Here is a 16,636-nt window from a genome sequence, read left to right as displayed (position 1 = left end):
CTTCCGCGTCCCCCTGGTCAGGGCCGCCAAACGTGGACCGCGGGCAGCGGCACATTACGGCCAGTCGCCCCGGACGGCCCGGTTTCCGACCGGACCCCCGGGTACCCGGAACGGCGACCGTCCCCCGCCGCCGACACGGAGGTACCGTGCCGCGGCACTCCCGGAGGAGTCCCCATGCCCGAGTACGGCTACTTCCTGGCGAGCGAGGAGTTCCGCCCGGCCGATCTCGTCGAACAGGCGAGGATGGCCGAACAGGCCGGGTTCGAGTCGCTGTGGATCTCGGACCACTACCACCCGTGGAACGACGCGCAGGGCGAGAGCCCCTTCGTCTGGTCGGTGATCGGCGCGATCTCGGAGGCGGTCTCACTGCCGATCGAGACGGCCGTGACCTGCCCGACCGTGCGGATCCACCCGGCGGTGGTGGCCCAGGCCGCGGCGACCTGCGCGGTGCTGACGAACGGCCGTTTCCGGCTCGGCGTCGGCACCGGCGAGGCCCTCAACGAGCACATACTCGGCCATGTGTGGCCACCCGCGAGCGTCCGCATGGACATGCTGGAGGAGGCGATCCTGATCATGCGCCGGCTGTTCTCCGGCGAGGAGATCAGCCACTACGGCAGCCACTACCGGGTGGAGAACGCCCGTCTCTACACGGTCCCCGACGAGCCCGTCCAGATCGACGTCTCCGGCTTCGGCCCGGCGGCCACATCGCTGGCGGCCCGGGTCGGCGACGGCTACATCACGATGATGCCGGACGAGGACCTGGTCACCCAGTTCCGCAAGGGCGGCGGACACGGAAAGCCCGTGATGGGCGGCACGAAGGTCTGCTACGGCACCGACCGCGACGAGGCCGTACGCACGGTCCACCGGCTGTGGTCCAACCAGCTGCTGCCCGGCGAGATGGGCCAGATCCTGCCCTCGCCGAGCCACTTCGAACAGCTGGAGCCGCTGATCACCGAGGACATGGTGCGCGACCGGACGGTCTGCGGCGACGCCCCCGACGAGCACGTGTCCGCGCTGAACGCCTTCGCCGAGGCCGGCTTCGACCGGGTCTACGTCAACCAGATCGGCCCCGACCAGCGCGGCTTCTTCGACTTCTACCGTACGAAGGTGCTCCCGCAGCTCCAGCAGTGACGAGAAGGCGACCCCCACGATGAAACTGCGGCTCCCCGTCATCTCCGTCTACACGGTGCCCACCGACGCCCCCGAGGCGGACGGCACACTGGCCTGGAACGCCACGACCGTGGTGCTCGCCGAGGTGACGTCGGGCGACACCACCGGCACGGGCTGGACGTACGGCCCGGCGGCGATCGGCGACTTCCTGCGCGACCATCTCGCACCGCTCCTCGAAGGCCGTAACGCCCTGGACATCCCGGCCGCCCACGACGTGATGTCCCGCGCGATCCGCAACGCCGGCCGCCCGGGCGTCGCCGCGTGCGCGATCTCGGCGCTCGACATCGCCCTGTGGGACCTCAAGGCCCGCCTCCTGGAACTGCCCCTGGCCCGGCTGCTGGGCGCGTGCCGGGAACGGGTGCCCGTCTACGGCAGCGGCGGCTTCACGACGTACCACGACAAGCATCTGGCCGCGCAGTTGAACGGCTGGGTGCACGGCCAGCACATCCCGCGCGTGAAGATCAAGATCGGTGAGGACTGGGGCCACTCCGTCCAGCGTGATGTGGCCCGGGTCGAGGCCGCGCGTCAGGTGATCGGCCCCGAGGCCGAGTTGTACGTGGACGCCAACGGCGCCTACAACCGCAAACAGGCCGTCCGCGTCGGCCGGGCCCTCGACGAACAGGGCGTCGGCTGGTTCGAGGAGCCGGTGTCCTCGGACGACCTGCCGGGCCTGCGCCTGGTCCGCGACACCCTGGGCTGCGATGTCACGGCCGGAGAGTACGGCTACGACCTCCCGTACTTCGCCCGCATGATCGACGCGGGCGCGGTCGACTGCCTCCAGGTCGACGCCACGCGCTGCGGGGGCATCACGGAGTTCCTCCGCGCCGCCGCCCTCGCCCAGGCCCACGGCCTGGAGGTCTCGGCCCACTGCGCCCCGCACGCCCACGCCGCCGTCGCCGCCGCGATCCCCAATCTGCGCCACATCGAGTGGTTCCACGACCACGTCCGCATGGAGGACATGTTCTTCACCGGCGCCCTGGACCCGAAGGGCGGCACGGTTGCCCCGACCCGGGGCATGGGGCACGGACTGACGCTGCGGGCACTGGAGGTGGAGGAGTATCAGGTGGCCTGAGTGGAGGACCACCAGGTGGTCTGACGTCGCCTGAGGTGGAGGACTGTCAGAGGACTATCAGGGGGTCTGACGTCGCCGACGGCGCAGTCCGGCGGTCGCCAGGGCGGCCAGCGCCACGACGGCCCCGCCCGCCCCCATCCGCCCCCGGTTCCGCGACGCCCACTCCTGAGGGCCGCCGCCCACCGCTTCCTGGTCGAAGCGCCCGTGCGCCCCGAAGTCCCGCCCGTGCGGCCCGTCGGCCGGCGTCCACAGGTTCCCCGGCCCCACGGGCTCCCCCTCGTCCCGCTGTGCCTCGAACCCGCTGTGCGCCAGATACCGGTCCAGCACCCCGGGCGCCACGGCATTGGCGATCAGCGTCGCCACGGTGGAGCCGCCCACCCAGTACTCCCTGCGCCGCCCGTGCCCGGCGGCGTGCACGATCGCCCGCGCGGCCACCTCCGGCTGATACACCGGCGCCACCGGCCGGGCCCGGCCCGGCAGCCGGTTCAACACCCAGTCGAACTGCGGGGTGTTGAGCGCGGGGAGCTGCACCATCGTCGTACGCACCCGGCTCCCCCGGTGGAGCAGCTCGCAGCGCAGCGACTCGTTGAACCCCTGGATGGCGTGCTTCGCCCCGCAGTACGACGACTGCAGCGGAATCCCGCGGTAGGCGAGCGCGGACCCGACCTGCACGACCGTGCCCCGGTCGCGCGGCAGCATGTGGCGCAGCGCCGCCCGGGTGCCGAACACATAGCCCAGGTACGTCACTTCGGTCACCCGCCGGAACTCGTCCGGGCTGATCTCGGTGAACGGTGCGAAGATCCCGGCGAAGGCGTTGTTGACCCAGACGTCGATGTGCCCGAAGGCGTCGGCGACCTGCTGGGCCGCGTCGTCCACCGCCTTGGCGTCGGCCATGTCGACGGTGACGACCAGCGCCTCACCGCCGGCCCGCTGCACCTCGTCCGCCGCCCCGGCGAGACCTTCGCGTCCCCGGGCCAGCAGGGCGACCCGGTCGCCCCGTGCGGCGAAGGCGCGGGCGGCGGCCCGGCCCACGCCTCCGCTGGCCCCGGTGACCACGACGGTCCTGCCCCGCCGTCCCGGCAGGTTCCCCTTCCTCGGCCCGCGCACGGCGGCGTCACGCCCGGTGATGCGGCTGCTCGGGGTCGATGTCGTCGGGGTGCGGCGGTGCTCCCGGCGTCTCCGGCGGCGCCGCACCAGTCGTGCCCGTCGCCCCTGCACCTGCGCCTGGCACCCCTGTCGCTCCGGCCGCGGGCGGTGCGGGCGGCATCGGCGGGTAGGGCATGCCGGGCCCGCCCGGCGGGGCGGTCGGTGCCGTGCCGGCGGCGGCGTGTCCCTGCGCGGCCTCGGTCCCCGACCGAGGCGTAGGCCGGGACGCGGACGGGCGTGCCGCGCTGCGCAGTGCGTACGCCATCGCGCCGAGGATCACCGCGGTGATCAGCGCGGCGGCCCAGTCCGGCAGCCCGGCGGCGAGGCCGAGCCCCAGGGTGAGCGCGAGGGCCGCGCCCGCGTACAGGGCGACGGCGCCGGACGCGGCGTAGAGCGTGGCGCGGCGGCGTTGCCTGCGGGTCTGCTCGCGCAGCTCGTCGCGTACGGTCTCACGGGCCACCTGGGCGAGCTCGTCGACCAGTTGCTTGTCCAGATGCTCAAGATGATCCAAGCGATCCATGACGGCCGGGTACCCGCAGGGGCGTGCCCATAACGGGGAGTGAGGGGATCGCGTGCGGGGATCGCGTGAAACGATCTCCCGTCCCCGCGCCGTCCCAACTAGGCTCTCCGCATGGACATTCTGGGAGCCACGCTGCGTGTATGCGTCGACGACCTGGAGACCGCGGTCCCCTTCTACGAACGCCTCTCGGGCGGCAGAGCCCTCCGCTTCGAGCGCGGCGGTGTCCAGGTGGCGGCGATCGGCTGCTTCCTGCTCATGAGCGGCCCGGAGGCCGAGCTGGAGGTGCTGCGCAAGGTCGCGGCGACGATCGCCGTCAAGGACGTCGAGGAGACCCGCCAGGTGCTCAGCGAGCTGGGCGCGCGGATCATCGCGGGTCCGCTGCCGACGCCGGTGGGCCGCAATCTGATCGCGATGCACCCGGACGGGGCGATCTACGAGTACGCGGACCGGCAGGCCGAAGGTCAGACCTGATCGTCGGCCTGGCCGTCTGCCTGGTCGTCGGCCTGGTCGAGGGCGGTCACCACGATGTCCGTGAGCAGCGCCCCCGCCGTGCCCTCCGGGTCCAGATCGGGGTCGTAGATCGTGATGTTGAGCCCGACGCAGTGACCCGATCCGAGCAACGGCCGTAGCAGCGCGACGAGTTCGTCGGGCGTCAGGCCCTCCGGGTCGGGGCTGTCGACGGCGGGCATGACGGACGGGTCGAGGACGTCGGCGTCCAGGTGCACCCAGAAGCCGCCCAGCTGCGGAATCTCGAAGGCGTGCCGGGTGACCGACGCCAGCGCCCGCGCGCCCCATTCCCTTACGTCGCCGACGGTCACCACGGGAATCTTCAGGTCGGCGAGCTCGGCCCGGTCCTCGTCGAAGTAGTCACGGATGCCGAAGTACCGCACGTCCTCGTCCCGCAGATAGGGTCTGAGCCCCTCCAGGTCGGTCAGGTCCTCCTGCCCGCGCCCGGTGGCCAGGGCGACCTCCTCGCCGCCCGCCGCGCCGACCCGGTCGGAGTTGCCCGGGTGCCGGAAGTCGGGCGAGGCGTCCAGCACGACCAGCCCGAACCGGCCGATGCGGCGCAGGGCGAGGGCGGCGCCGAGGTTGATGGAGCAGTCGCCGCCGAGCACGACCGGGAAGTCCCCGGCGCGGACATGGCGTTCGATGCGGTCGGCGAGCCTGCGGGTGTAGGAGGCGAGGGCGGCCGCGTTGAACACACCGTCGCCCTCCCGCCAGTCCCCCCGGTCGTAGCGCGGCGGCACCACCACCCCGCCCTCCAGCGCCCGCAACCGCTGCACGATCCGCTGCTCACGCAGCGCTCCGGCGAGCTTGTGGCAGCCGGGCACGGTGCCGGGGGCGGGCGGGCGCAGGCCCAGATTGGAGGGGGCGTCGAGCACCACTAAATTCCGCATGCGGCTCATCCTCGCCGACGTAGAGTCGGCCCTCAACGTCAATTCGAGGGAGCGGGAGCATGAGCGAGCGGCACACCTATCGGGTGATCGTCCGGGGCACCTGGGAGGGGCTCACCGACGCGGCCCGGGCGCGGCTGCTCGCCGAGGCCGCCGAGCACGGTCTGACCAGCATGCGGTTCACCGAGGAGGGGTCGCTGTCCTACGAGCCGTCCCCGCTCAAGCACTTCTCGATGCGCTACGTGGTCGTCTCGGACGCGGCGGACGGCGAGGAGATGGCCGGCGCGCTCGCCGAGGAGCGGGCCGAGGCCACGCTTCGGGAGCTGGGCTACGGCTTCCGCGATCTGAGGTCGACGGTCACCGACCTGGACACGATGAAGATCAACCGGAAGCCCGCATCTCGGCGGTGATCGCCCACCGCTCGTGATCGCGCCAGGCCCCGTCGATGAAGAGCATGCCCGGCGAGAAGCCCTCCAGCCGGAAGCCGCAGGCGCGCGCGAGAGCTGTCGAGGCGGTGTTGGCGGGCTGGACGTTGATCTCCAGGCGGTGCAGTCGCATCGGGCCGAACGCGTGGCCCACGACCAGGTCGAGGCCCTCCCGCATCAGACCGCGCCCGGCCGCGTGGGCGAAGGCGCCGTATCCCAGGGCCCCGCACTGGAAGGCGCCCTCGACGATGTTGTTGATGTTGATGAACCCGGCGATGTCCCCGCCGTCGTCCTTCGCGCAGACCAAGAACCCCGCCTTGCCCGGATCCTCGATCAGCCGCCCGGCGTAGGCGGCGTAGGCCGCCGCGCTGTCCGGCGGGAAGAGCCACGGATGATGCAGTTCCTTGCTCTCCCGGGCGCGCGCGGTGAACTCGGCGGCGTCCCCGTGGGTGAAGTGGCGTATGCCCACGCGTGGGCCCTCGGCGAGGTAGCGGGAAGCGGGGTGCGGCATTCCGTCAGCCTACGGTCGGCTAACGACGCCGTCGCATGAAATACGCCCCGAACAACGCGCCGATGATGCCCATGGCCAGCAGGGCCAGCCACAGCGGCATCGTCACCAGGGGGATCAGCAGCCGGATCTCGGTCTCGTCGGTGTTCTCGAAGATGAAGATCAGCGCGAGGGCGACGAGCACCAGCACGGTGATCCTGGCAGGGGTCATCGCCCCGGCCAGGCCACCCCGCTTCCCGCCGGCCTTGGTGCCGCTCTCCGACGTCTTCGCGGTCATACCACCAAGGATGCTCCCTCGGACGCGATCACGCACGGTGAGTGCCCGGCCGGCTCCCTCAGTCGATCACCGGCAGCCGGAGCACCCCGGTGTCCTTCGGCGCGCTGACCACGGTCACCGGTTTGATCCCCCGGTTCCCGAAGTAGGCGTCGTCACTCGCCGCGATCACGAACCGCAGCCTGTGCCCCTTTTCGTACCGGTGCACGATCCCCGGCAGGGTCACGGTGAAACGCTGCGTGACGTCGGGCACACGCACCGGCGCGACCAGCCGGTGCACCAGGGTCTGGGTGCCGTCGGGCGCGACGTCGTACAGCTTGGCGAACAGGACGAGCTTGTCGGCGGCGTCCCCGGAGTGCTGGGTCCGTTCCGCCGTCGGGGAGACGACCCTCAGCGTGGCCCGTGGTGCCCCCACCACGTCGGTGGTGCGGGCGAGGGGCTCGCTGGTCCAGCCGAGGTGGGTGCCCTTGGTGTCGTAGGGCGCCGGGTCGGGGATCCCGAGTGCTCCGGCCAGCGAGCTCTCCGAGTGACTCGTCGGGACGAGCCAGTTGGTGTACGTACGGCTGCCGCGCGCCACTTTCCGGCGGTTGTCGACGAGTTTGCCGTCGCCGGAGAGGTACAGGGTCCGGCCGGGCACGGGGACCTGGTCGGCGGTGGCGTAGGTGCCGTTCGGGTCGGTGATCCAGTCGCGGTAGTAGGCGAAGGCCGGTCCGGTGTCGACGTTCCGCTTGCCCAGGTAGCGGTCGAACCAGGCGAGGATGCGGCGGCCGACGTAGCTGGTCTCCAGGTTGCCCTGGGCGATGTTGAGTTCACCGGAGGCCGGGTCGGTGCGGCCGCCGCTGTGGCCCCAGGACTGCCAGATCATCTTGGCCGGCGTCCCCTGGGCCTTGAGTGTCTTGTACGTCGCCGTCGCCTCGTTGAGGTTGAAGAGGCTGTCGGCCTGGCCCTGGACGAGGAGGGTGGGTGCCTTGACGCGGTTCAGGTACGACACCGGTGAGACGCCGCGGGCGTAGGCGAGCAGTTCGGCCGTCTGTTTCGCCGGGTAGCGGCCGGAGTTGAGGGTGCGGATGGTGTCGCAGGCCTTGGTGACGAAGTGCAGACAGGCCAGGGAGTTGATGCGGGACGGGTCGAGGTTCGGTTCCGTCAGGGGCTGGCCCTCGCCGATGAGGTAGAAGGCGTTGGCCCACTGCCATTTGAAGGCTCCGGGCACGCTGCCGCCGCCTGCGGCGTTGTTGGGGTCGAGGGCGTAGGCGAGGTCGTTCCAGGTGATCATCGGCACCAGGGCGTCGAGACGCCGGTCGACGGCGGCCGTGGCCAGTTGGATGGCCCCGCCGTAGGAGCCGCCGAGCATGCCGACGCGCGGGTCGCCGGGGGCGTCGAGGGTGACGAAGTCGGCCTTGGTGCCGTCGTCGGCGGCGCGGGTGCCGCCGAGGAAGTCGACCAGCCGTGCGGCGGCGACGCCGTCGATGGCGGGGTCGTCGAGCGCGATCAGACAGCCGGACCTGCCGAAGCCGAGCCCGGAGTAGACGAGGGCGACGTAGCCGCGCTGGGCGAAGGCCTTGCCGACGGCGCCGGTCGAGCCGTCGGACTTGCTGCCGCCGAAGCCGTTGGTGGCGAGTACGGCGGGTGCGGGCCGGGCCCGGTCCACGTCGGCGGGCCGGTACAGATCGGCGTCGACGGTGCAGGTACGGCCGCCCGCCTGGACGGTGAACTTCAGGGCGGTGACGGTGAACTGGCCGGTCGCGGCGGCGGCCGGTGCGGTGAGGGTGAGGGGGGCGGTGAGCGTGGCGCCGAGAACGAGAGCGAGGGGGGTTCGGGATCTGGGCACGCGACGGGACACGAAGACCTCCACACTGAGGCACGCTGAGGACAGCCCTGCTTACCAGCCAGTAAGGACTGGCCGGTTGCCATGGTGTGACACGTGTCAGAGCAGGTCAATCGGCGTGACCGAGTTACTTGACGGATATTCAGTGAAGGTCTGCCGACGCCGGTTCAGCGCAAGGCAGGTTCGTCCAGCGTCAATGTGCCCGCGTCGGCGTCGAGTTCGGCCATCACCCCGAAGGGCAGCGTCAGCGCGCCTTCGCAGTGGCCGAAGCCGAACTCCTCCACGACGGGCACCCCGAGCCCGCCGAGCCGGTCGGCCAGCAGGGCGCGCACCCGGTCGTACGGGTCGCAGTCGTGCCACGACCCGAGCAGCACGCCGCGCACCCCGTCGAGGAAGCCGGCGCGCAGGAGTTGGGTGAGGTAGCGGTCCAGCCGGTAGGTCTCCTCGCCCACGTCCTCCAGGCAGAGCAGACCGCCCTGCGCGGAGGTCCGGGCGTGCGGGACGCCGATCTCGGCGGCGAGCATGCTGAGGCAGCCGCCGAGTGTGACACCGCGCGCCCGGCCCGGGACCAGGGCGGAGCCGGTGGAGGTCGTGGAGGTCAGGGTGCGCACCGACTCCGGCTCGAACAGCGTGGCCCTCAGATGCTCCTGTGCCCGCGCGTTCTTGACGAAGTCGATGCCCGCCGCCATCGGCCCGTGCAGCGTGGCCAGCCCCAGCCGCATGGCGAACGCCTCGTGCAGCACGGTGATGTCGCTGAAGCCCACGAACACCTTGGGCCCGGCCGCCCGCATCGCCGCCCAGTCGAGCAGATCGACCATGCGCTGCGTCCCGTAGCCGCCCCGGGCACAGAGCACGGCGTCCACGCAAGGGTCGCACCAGGCGCGTTGCAGATCGGCGGCACGGGCCTCGTCCGTACCCGCGAGGTAGTCCAACTCCCTGTGCCGGTCCAGCACATGGGGCGTCACCACCGGGTCGAGGTCCCAGCCGCGCAGTACATCCAGCCCGGCCTGGAGCCGCTCCTCGGGCACGGGTCCGCTGGGGGCGACGACGGCCACGCGGGCGCCGGGGGCGAGTCGGGCGGGCCGCATGAGAGGCCGGACGGGATGGTTCACTTGGCGAGCTCCAGCTTCGGGATCCCGGGCGGGTTGAGCCCGAAGACCTGGGCGTACAGGGAGAGTTCGGACTCCAGGACCCGGATCATCGTCTCCGCCCGCCGGAACCCGTGGCCCTCCCCTTCGAAGGCGATGTAGGCGTGCGGCACTCCGCGCCCCTCCATTTGGGCCAGGAACCGCTCGCACTGGGCGGGCGGGCAGATCACGTCGTCCAGGCCCTGGAGCAGCAGGAAGGGCGCGGTGACGCGGTCGGCGTGCGCGACGGGTGAACGCTCGGCGTAACGCGTGGGTGCCTCGGCGAGCGGGCCGACCAGCGACTCCAGGTACTGGGACTCGAAGTCGTGGGTCTCGCCCGTGCCCCAGCCTGCGAGGTCGAGGATCGGGTAGAGGATCGTGCCGCAGGCGTAGACGTCGGTCATGGTGAGCGACGCGGCCGCGGTCCAGCCGCCCGCGCTGCCGCCCCGGACGGCGATCCGGCCGCGGTCGGCGGTGCCCTCGTCGGCGAGGGCGAGCGCGACGGCCGCGCAGTCCTCGACGTCGACCACGCCCCACTGCTCGCGCAGCCGGTTGCGGTACTCCCTGCCGTACCCGCTGGAACCGCCGTAGTCGACCTCGGCGACACCGATGCCGCGCGAGGTGAAGTAGGCGATGGCCAGGTCGAGTACGAGCGGCGCCCGGTCGGTGGGGCCGCCGTGCGCCCAGACGACATACGGCGGCGGTGTGCCGCCGGGGGCCACGCAGCCAGGGTTGTGGGGCGGGTAGACGTGGGCGTGGATCTCGTCCCCGGCGGGGCCGGTGAAGGTGCGGATCAGCGGTTCGGGGTAGTAGGCCGGGTCCACGGCGTCGTCGTGCGCGGCTCCGATCACCCGGGACCGGCCGGCCCGCGTGTCCAGCTCGACCACCTCGTGGGCGCTGCGCGGACTGGCACCGACGGACACGACCCGCTCGCCGCTCACGGCGAGCGTGGGCGCGAACTCGGTCCAGGGCCCGGCGGCGTCGACGATCTCGCCGGATTCGGGGTCCAGGATCCCGAGGGCCGTCGACCCGCGACCGTGCACGACCGCGATCAACCCGCTGTCCAGCGGGGCGAACCAGCGCAGGCCCAGTTTCCACAGCGGGCCGCCGAACTCCTCCTCGCGGGGGCAGAGCGGTTCGCCGTCGCGGTAGAGGTTCCACCACCCCGTGCGGTCGGTCGCGTACAGCAGACGGTTGTCCGGCGACCAGTCGACCTGTGCGATGGACTCCTCCGGTCCACCGGCGACGATGTGCGGCCGGCCCAGTGTGCCGTCGGCGCCGACCTCGGCGACCAGCAGTTCCGTCCCGTCCCACGGCATCCGCGGATGATCCCAGGCGAGCCACGCCGCGCGCCGTCCGTCGGGGGAGATACGGGGGCCGGTGACGAACCGGTGCCGGGCGTCGGTGAGTTCGCGTACGGCGTCGCGGTCCTCGGCCGCCGAGCCGTTCAGCGGGACGGCCACCGGGACGCGCCGCACATCGGTCGGCCCCTCCCCCGTGAACTCCTCCAGCACGCACCAGACTTCACCGAGGTCGAGTCGCAACCGCGGCTCCACCCAGCGCAGTCCGCCGCCCACCGACGACACGGGCGTGATCGGACGCGGCTCGCCGCCCTCCTCGTACCGGTAGAGCCGCTGGTCGGCGAAGTCGACGAAGACGACGAGCCACCGGCCGTCGACCACCGCGCCCGCCCAGGGCTGTCCGCCGTACTCGACAACCCGGCTGCGCACGTTCCACGGCGCGGGCAGCACCGGGACCTCCGTGCCGTCGGCGCGGCGCCGCACCAGGGTGCGCCGCCCGCCCTCGGCCGGCCGCGGCTCGGTCCACCACGCCTCGTCGCCGACGAAGCCCACGTACTCGGGGTGCCCCTCGTTCGCCGCGGCGAGGGCCGCGTCGATGGGCGAGGGCCAGGAACCGTACGCCAGCGTCCGCACTGTCTCTCCCAACTCGCCTAGGCCGCGCGCAGAAAGCGGTCGAGCACCCGGACGCCGAAGTGCAGTGCCTCGACCGGCACCCGCTCGTCGACGCCGTGGAACATGGCCCCGTAGTCGTAGCCCTCCGGCAGCCTGAGCGGCGAGAAGCCGTATCCGGTGATGCCGAGCCGCGAGAACTGCTTGGCGTCCGTACCGCCGGGCATGCAGTACGGCACCACGTGGCCCTCGGGCGCGAACTCCTCGACGGCGGCGCGCATCCGGGCGTACGTCGGCGAGTCCACCGGCGACTGGAGGGCCACCTCACGATGGTGGAACTCCCACTCCACGTCGGGACCGGTGAGCTCATCGATGGTTGCGCGGAACTCGTCCTCGACGCCAGGCAGATACCGGCCGTCGACGTAGGCCACCGCCTCCCCCGGGATCACGTTGACCTTGTAACCCGCCTCCAGCATGGTCGGGTTGGCGCTGTTGCGGACGGTCGCCTCCACCAGCGCCGCCACCGGGCCGAGCTTCTCCAGCAGGCCGTCGACGTCGTCCAGGTCGGCCTCCAGGCCGTACAGCGCGGCGAGTTCGGTGAGGGCGGCGCGGACCGTGGGGGTCAGACGGACCGGCCACCGGTGGGCGCCGATGCGGGTGACGGCGGCGGCGAGGCGGGTCACCGCGTTCTCCCGGTTGGGCCGGGAGCCGTGCGCGGCGCGCCCGCGGGCCGTGAGTTTGAGCCAGCCGGTGCCGCGCTCCCCCGCCGCGAGCGGATAGATCTGGCGGCCACCGCCGTCATGGACGGTGAACGCGCCGGACTCGCCGATGCCCTCGGTGCAGCCCTCGAACAGCCCGGCGTGCCGGTCGGCGAGGAATCCGGAGCCGTCCTCGGCGCTGGCCTCCTCGTCCGCGGTGAACGCGATCACGACGTCGCGCCGGGGCCGTACGCCCGCGCGGGCCCAGGACCGGACGACGGCCAGGATCATCGCGTCCATGTCCTTCATGTCGACCGCGCCCCGGCCCCACACGACCCCGTCGCGGACCTCCCCGGAGAAGGGGTGCACGCTCCACTCGCCGGCCTGCGCGGGCACCACGTCCAGATGACCGTGCACGAGCAGGGCGTCCGCCGCCGGGTCGGTGCCCTCGATCCGGGCGACGACATTGGTCCGGCCCTTGGTGCGCTCCAGCAGCGTGGGCTCCAGGCCCGCTTCGGCCAGCAGCGCGGCGGCGTACTCGGCGGCGGGGCGCTCCTGGCAGTCGCCGCCGCCCCGGTTGGTCGTGTCGATGCGGATGAGGTCGGACGTGAACGTGACGACCTCGTCCAGTGCCTGCTCGTCAGCCATACTGCTCCTCCACCGCGGCCGAGACGATAGTGGTGACCGCCTTGAAGGTACGGATTCCCTCGTACATCCGCTCGCTGGTGTACGCCACCTTTCGCTCGCCGATACGTTCGACACCCGGGACGACGGTCGCGGCCATCGCGAGATGCTCGGCGTCGAACTCGACCGCGACGGTGAACGGGCCGCCGCTCACCGGCTGCTGACGGACCGCCAGCACGGCCGCCTCCTTGGCCGCCGCGCGGATGTCGGCGGCGGTCCTGGCCGGCGTACGGCACACGGCGGCGTAGCGCGAGACATGGTCCTTGACGGCGACCTTCAGCGCCTCGGGCGCGTATCCGAGCGCGTCCTCGCAGGCCACGTCGTCCCCGGTGACGAGCACGACGGGCACGCCGTACTCGGCGACGACATGCGCGTTCAGCAGGCCCTCGCTCGCCCGTACGTCGTTCAGCCACACCCCGGTGATGGAGTTCGCGAGGTAGGTGTGGGCGAGGACGCCCTCCATGCCGGCGCCTCCGTGGTAGCCGACGAAGGCGATGCCGTCCACGTCGCCGTGCTGCACGCCCTCGACCATGGACAGCGCCTTGTGCCGGCCGGTCAGCATCTGCGCCCGCTCGTCGAGCTGTTCGAGCAGCAGATTGCGCATGGTCGAGTGCGCCTCGTTGATGAGGACGTCGTCGGCGCCGCCGTCGAAGAAGCCGAGTACGGCGGCGTTGACGTCCGAGGTGAACAGCGAGCGGCACCGCTCCCACTGCGGAGCACCCGGCATCACGTCGTCCGGCCAGGTCACGCCGGTGGCGCCCTCCATGTCCGCGCTGATGAGGATCTTCATGCTCCGTCACGTTACGCGCCGCCGGGGGAACCCGCCATGAAGCGGGCGAACGCCCCTTTCCCGCCCCCGGGGCGCGCTTGTCAGCCGCCGTGCACGGGCACTAATGTCACCACGCCTTGGTGAACGGGAAATCCGGTGTGATGCCGGTGCGGCCCTCGCCACTGTGAATCGGGAAGTCCGGCTCCGGCCCTGACGGGCAGCCACTGGGTTTTAGGGACCCGGGAAGGCGGAGCACGGGCGGTGGTACCCGTCAGCCAGGAGACCGGCCAAGGCACGTCAACCATCCACGAGGTGCTGGAGAGGGTCTGCTGAGCCATGCACATAGCCGAGGGTTTTCTGCCTCCGGCGCACGCGGTCGCCTGGGGCGTCGCGTCCGCGCCCTTCGTAGTCCACGGAGTCCGGTCACTCACCCGTGAGGTACGGGAGCACCCGGAGAGCACGCTGCTCCTCGGCGCCTCCGGAGCCTTCACCTTCGTCCTGTCCGCGCTGAAGCTGCCCTCGGTGACCGGGAGCTGCTCGCACCCCACCGGCACGGGCCTGGGCGCCATCCTGTTCCGGCCACCGATCATGGCGGTCCTGGGCACCATCACCCTGCTCTTCCAGGCGCTGCTCCTGGCACACGGCGGCCTGACCACGCTCGGCGCCAACGTCTTCTCCATGGCGATCGTCGGGCCCTGGGCCGGATACGCGATCTACAAACTGCTGCGGCGCTACGACGTGCCGCTGATGGTCGCCGTGTTCTTCGGCGCGTTCGTCGCCGACCTGTCCACCTACTGCGTGACCAGCGTCCAGCTGGCGCTCGCCTTCCCCGACCCGGGCAGCGGATTCCTGGGCGCGCTCGGCAAGTTCGGCTCCATCTTCGCCCTCACCCAGATCCCGCTCGCGGTGAGCGAGGGCCTGCTCACGGTGCTGGTGATGCGGCTGCTGGTGCAGTCCAGCAAGGGGGAACTGACCCGGCTGGGCGTACTCCTCGCCAAGAAGCGGTCCGGGACCGAGTCGGAGGCGGTAGCCCCATGAGCAGGAACACCAAGATCAATATCCTGTTGCTGGTCGTCGTGGCCGCGCTCGCCGTGCTGCCGCTGGCCCTCGGCCTCGGCGACCACAAGGAGGAGCCGTTCACCGGCGCCGACGGTGAGGCGGAGACGGCCATCACGGAGATCGAGCCGGACTACGAGCCGTGGTTCTCCCCGCTGTACGAGCCGCCGTCCGGTGAGATCGAGTCGGCCCTGTTCTCCCTCCAGGCGGCCCTCGGCGCCGGTGTCCTCGCCTACTACTTCGGCCTGCACCGGGGACGGCGGCAGGGTGCGGAGCGGGCCCTGAAGCGGGAGCTGGAACGGGAGCGGGAGGCCGAGAGCGTGTCCGGCGGCACCGCCGGGAAGTCCCCCACCGAACAGGACTGACCCCGCGTGCTGCCGATCGACGCGGCGGCGCACAGCAGTCGCTGGCGCCGCCGTCACCCCGTGGACAAGGCCGTGCTCGGACTCGGCCTCACCGTGCTCGCGATCTCGCTGCCACCCTGGCCGGGCGCCGCACTGGTCCTGCTCACCGCGCTGGCGGTGCTGCTGGGACCGGCGGGCGTGCCGGGCCGCCGGCTGTGGCGCGCCTACCGTGTACCGCTGGGCTTCTGTGTGACCGGCGCGCTCACGCTGCTCGTCCAGGTCGGCGGACCGGACGGCTTCGTCGCCCTCGCCGACGGCGGGCCGCAACGGGCCGGTGAGCTGATGCTGCGCACCTCGGCGGCCTCCCTCGGCGTGCTGCTGTTCGCCTTCACCACCCCGATGTCCGACCTGCTCCCCCGCCTGGTGAAGGCGGGCGTGCCCGCGGCCGTCGTCGACGTCGCGCTGGTGACGTACCGCATGAGCTTCCTGCTGCTGGACTCCGTACGCCGCATCCGGGACGCCCAGGCCGCCCGGCTCGGGCACACCGGCCGGGCCGCGGAGTGGCGCTCGCTGGCCGGGCTCGGTGCCACCGCGTTCGTCCGGGCCTTCGACCGGGCGGCCCGGCTCCAGGCCGGTCTGGCCGGGCGGGGCTACGACGGCACGCTGCGCGTCCTGGTGCCGCCGGCCCGGGTCTCCGTCCGCTTCACGGCCGCCAGTTGCGCGCTCCTCGCGGCGCTGGCCGCCCTCACCCTCGTACTGGAGAAGGCCCTGCCATGAGCGAGCCCACCGCCCTGGTCGCCCTGCGGGGCGCGTCCTATGCATACGAGGACGGTCCTCGTGTCCTCAGCGACCTCGACTTCGATGTGCACGAGGGGCGCGCGCTGGCGCTGCTCGGCCGCAACGGCACCGGCAAGACCACGCTGATGCGGCTGCTCAGCGGCGGGCTCAGGCCGCACGACGGCCGGTTGACGGTGGCCGGCACGCCGGTCCGCTACGACCGCAAGGGGCTGACCCGGCTGCGGACGACGGTCCAGCTGGTGGTGCAGGACCCCGACGACCAGCTCTTCGCCGCGTCCGTCTCCCAGGACGTCTCCTTCGGCCCGCTGAACCTCGGCCTGTCCGACGCCGAGGTGCGGGCCCGGGTCGAGGAGGCGCTCACCGCCCTGGACATCACCGCGCTCGCCGACCGGCCCACGCACCTGCTGTCGTACGGGCAGCGCAAGCGCACGGCCATCGCGGGCGCCGTGGCGATGCGGCCCCGGGTGCTGATCCTGGACGAGCCGACCGCCGGGCTCGACCCCGACGGCCAGGAACGCCTGCTGGCCACCCTCGACGTGCTGCGCGCGTCCGGCACCACGGTGGTGATGGCCACCCACGACGTCGACCTCGCCCTGCGCTGGGCCGACGACACGGCACTCCTCACCCCGACCGGCGTACGCACCGGCCCGGCGGCCACGATGCTGTCCCGAACCGACCTCCTCCGGCAGGCGGGGCTGCGGCTGCCCTGGGGGATCGCGGCGGCCCAACTGCTGCGCGCACACGGCCTGTTGGACGACTCGGCGCCCGGTCCGCGCGCCCCGGAGGAGCTGGCCGCGCTGGCGGCGGGCCACACGGCCCGCGCACTGCCGGCCGACGGCTGACACCGCTCCCGAACGACACCGCTGCCAGCCGACGCCCCTGTAGACAAGTACCTCCGGCCGAAGACAGGGGGTTG

Annotated in this window: 18 protein-coding genes and 1 riboswitch; of the genes, 8 read left to right on the top strand and 10 right to left on the bottom strand. The window is 72.2% G+C overall.

Features of this window, described 5'->3' with window-relative positions; translation table 11 throughout:
• Window positions 1–174 precede the first annotated feature (174 nt).
• Both ACFWYS_RS23815 and ACFWYS_RS23810 read left to right on the top strand, forming a co-directional pair.
• Window positions 175–1,131: an LLM class F420-dependent oxidoreductase gene (locus tag ACFWYS_RS23815; protein ID WP_384772383.1), complete on the top strand. Its 957-nt coding sequence runs from the start codon at window positions 175–177 to the stop codon at window positions 1,129–1,131.
• Between the two features lie 19 nt (window positions 1,132–1,150).
• The gene (locus ACFWYS_RS23810) at window positions 1,151–2,242 is read left to right on the top strand and encodes an enolase C-terminal domain-like protein (protein ID WP_384772380.1); all 1,092 of its coding nucleotides are present in this window, start codon (window positions 1,151–1,153) and stop codon (window positions 2,240–2,242) included.
• Between the two features lie 57 nt (window positions 2,243–2,299).
• Here ACFWYS_RS23810 and ACFWYS_RS23805 read toward each other — a convergent pair whose 3' ends face one another.
• Window positions 2,300–3,349 (bottom strand): SDR family oxidoreductase, encoded by a 1,050-nt coding sequence (locus ACFWYS_RS23805; protein ID WP_384772377.1) that lies wholly within the window; start codon window positions 3,347–3,349, stop codon window positions 2,300–2,302.
• A gap of 7 nt (window positions 3,350–3,356) precedes the next feature.
• Window positions 3,357–3,908: a phage holin family protein gene (locus ACFWYS_RS23800; RefSeq protein WP_384772374.1), complete on the bottom strand. Its 552-nt coding sequence runs from the start codon at window positions 3,906–3,908 to the stop codon at window positions 3,357–3,359.
• 111 nt (window positions 3,909–4,019) lie between these two features.
• Here ACFWYS_RS23800 and ACFWYS_RS23795 point away from each other — a divergent pair, with 111 nt between their 5' ends.
• Window positions 4,020–4,379 carry a VOC family protein gene (locus ACFWYS_RS23795; RefSeq protein ID WP_384772371.1) on the top strand — a complete coding sequence of 120 codons (360 nt, stop codon included), beginning with the start codon at window positions 4,020–4,022 and terminating at the stop codon, window positions 4,377–4,379.
• Here the strand turns inward: ACFWYS_RS23795 and ACFWYS_RS23790 are convergent.
• Window positions 4,370–5,305 carry an arginase family protein gene (locus ACFWYS_RS23790; RefSeq protein WP_384772368.1) on the bottom strand — a complete coding sequence of 312 codons (936 nt, stop codon included), beginning with the start codon at window positions 5,303–5,305 and terminating at the stop codon, window positions 4,370–4,372. The two genes, ACFWYS_RS23795 and ACFWYS_RS23790, sit on opposite strands and share 10 nt — an antisense overlap.
• A gap of 59 nt (window positions 5,306–5,364) precedes the next feature.
• Here ACFWYS_RS23790 and ACFWYS_RS23785 point away from each other — a divergent pair, with 59 nt between their 5' ends.
• Window positions 5,365–5,712, top strand: a complete 348-nt coding sequence (locus ACFWYS_RS23785) for a DUF6204 family protein (RefSeq protein ID WP_384772365.1) — start codon at window positions 5,365–5,367, stop codon at window positions 5,710–5,712.
• Here the strand turns inward: ACFWYS_RS23785 and ACFWYS_RS23780 are convergent.
• The 7 genes from ACFWYS_RS23780 to ACFWYS_RS23750 form a co-directional block, all read right to left on the bottom strand.
• Entirely contained in the window at window positions 5,684–6,238 is a 555-nt protein-coding gene (locus tag ACFWYS_RS23780; protein WP_384772362.1) for a GNAT family N-acetyltransferase, read from the bottom strand. The genes ACFWYS_RS23785 and ACFWYS_RS23780 overlap by 29 nt on opposite strands.
• Before the next feature lie 19 nt (window positions 6,239–6,257).
• Window positions 6,258–6,512 carry a DUF1049 domain-containing protein gene (locus ACFWYS_RS23775; protein ID WP_384772359.1) on the bottom strand — a complete coding sequence of 85 codons (255 nt, stop codon included), beginning with the start codon at window positions 6,510–6,512 and terminating at the stop codon, window positions 6,258–6,260.
• A 58-nt stretch (window positions 6,513–6,570) separates the two neighbouring features.
• A complete protein-coding gene (locus ACFWYS_RS23770) occupies window positions 6,571–8,349 on the bottom strand; it encodes a CocE/NonD family hydrolase (protein ID WP_384772356.1) in 1,779 nt (592 codons plus the stop codon).
• Window positions 8,350–8,501: 152 nt separating this feature from the next.
• Window positions 8,502–9,422, bottom strand: coding sequence for an LD-carboxypeptidase (locus tag ACFWYS_RS23765; protein ID WP_384772433.1), 921 nt, complete (start codon window positions 9,420–9,422; stop codon window positions 8,502–8,504).
• Window positions 9,423–9,442: 20 nt separating this feature from the next.
• Window positions 9,443–11,395, bottom strand: a complete 1,953-nt coding sequence (locus ACFWYS_RS23760) for a prolyl oligopeptidase family serine peptidase (RefSeq protein WP_384772354.1) — start codon at window positions 11,393–11,395, stop codon at window positions 9,443–9,445.
• A gap of 17 nt (window positions 11,396–11,412) precedes the next feature.
• Window positions 11,413–12,717 carry a M20/M25/M40 family metallo-hydrolase gene (locus tag ACFWYS_RS23755; RefSeq protein ID WP_384772351.1) on the bottom strand — a complete coding sequence of 435 codons (1,305 nt, stop codon included), beginning with the start codon at window positions 12,715–12,717 and terminating at the stop codon, window positions 11,413–11,415.
• Complete coding sequence (locus ACFWYS_RS23750) at window positions 12,710–13,543, bottom strand: M55 family metallopeptidase (protein WP_384772349.1); 834 nt, start codon at window positions 13,541–13,543, stop codon at window positions 12,710–12,712. Before ACFWYS_RS23750 ends, ACFWYS_RS23755 begins: the two co-directional genes overlap by 8 nt.
• A 100-nt stretch (window positions 13,544–13,643) precedes the next feature.
• Window positions 13,644–13,829, top strand: a riboswitch (cobalamin riboswitch).
• Between the two features lie 29 nt (window positions 13,830–13,858).
• Here ACFWYS_RS23750 and ACFWYS_RS23745 point away from each other — a divergent pair.
• Genes ACFWYS_RS23745 through ACFWYS_RS23730 form a run of 4 tightly spaced genes read left to right on the top strand, consistent with a single transcriptional unit; the run spans window position 13,859 to window position 16,562 of the window.
• The gene (locus tag ACFWYS_RS23745; protein ID WP_384772346.1) at window positions 13,859–14,560 is read left to right on the top strand and encodes an energy-coupling factor ABC transporter permease; all 702 of its coding nucleotides are present in this window, start codon (window positions 13,859–13,861) and stop codon (window positions 14,558–14,560) included.
• Window positions 14,557–14,943, top strand: a complete 387-nt coding sequence (locus ACFWYS_RS23740; protein ID WP_384772343.1) for an energy-coupling factor ABC transporter substrate-binding protein — start codon at window positions 14,557–14,559, stop codon at window positions 14,941–14,943. The genes ACFWYS_RS23745 and ACFWYS_RS23740 overlap by 4 nt, the downstream gene beginning before the upstream one ends.
• A 6-nt stretch (window positions 14,944–14,949) precedes the next feature.
• Complete coding sequence (gene cbiQ / locus ACFWYS_RS23735; protein ID WP_384772342.1) at window positions 14,950–15,699, top strand: cobalt ECF transporter T component CbiQ; 750 nt, start codon at window positions 14,950–14,952, stop codon at window positions 15,697–15,699.
• Complete coding sequence (locus tag ACFWYS_RS23730; RefSeq protein ID WP_384772339.1) at window positions 15,696–16,562, top strand: ATP-binding cassette domain-containing protein; 867 nt, start codon at window positions 15,696–15,698, stop codon at window positions 16,560–16,562. Before cbiQ ends, ACFWYS_RS23730 begins: the two co-directional genes overlap by 4 nt.
• Window positions 16,563–16,636 lie beyond the last annotated feature (74 nt).

The organism is Streptomyces sp. NPDC059010 (assembly GCF_042740355.1).
Taxonomy (GTDB): Bacteria; Actinomycetota; Actinomycetes; order Streptomycetales; family Streptomycetaceae; genus Streptomyces.
Note: the sequence above shows the minus strand (reverse complement) of the source record. Positions and strands in the feature narration are given on the sequence as shown.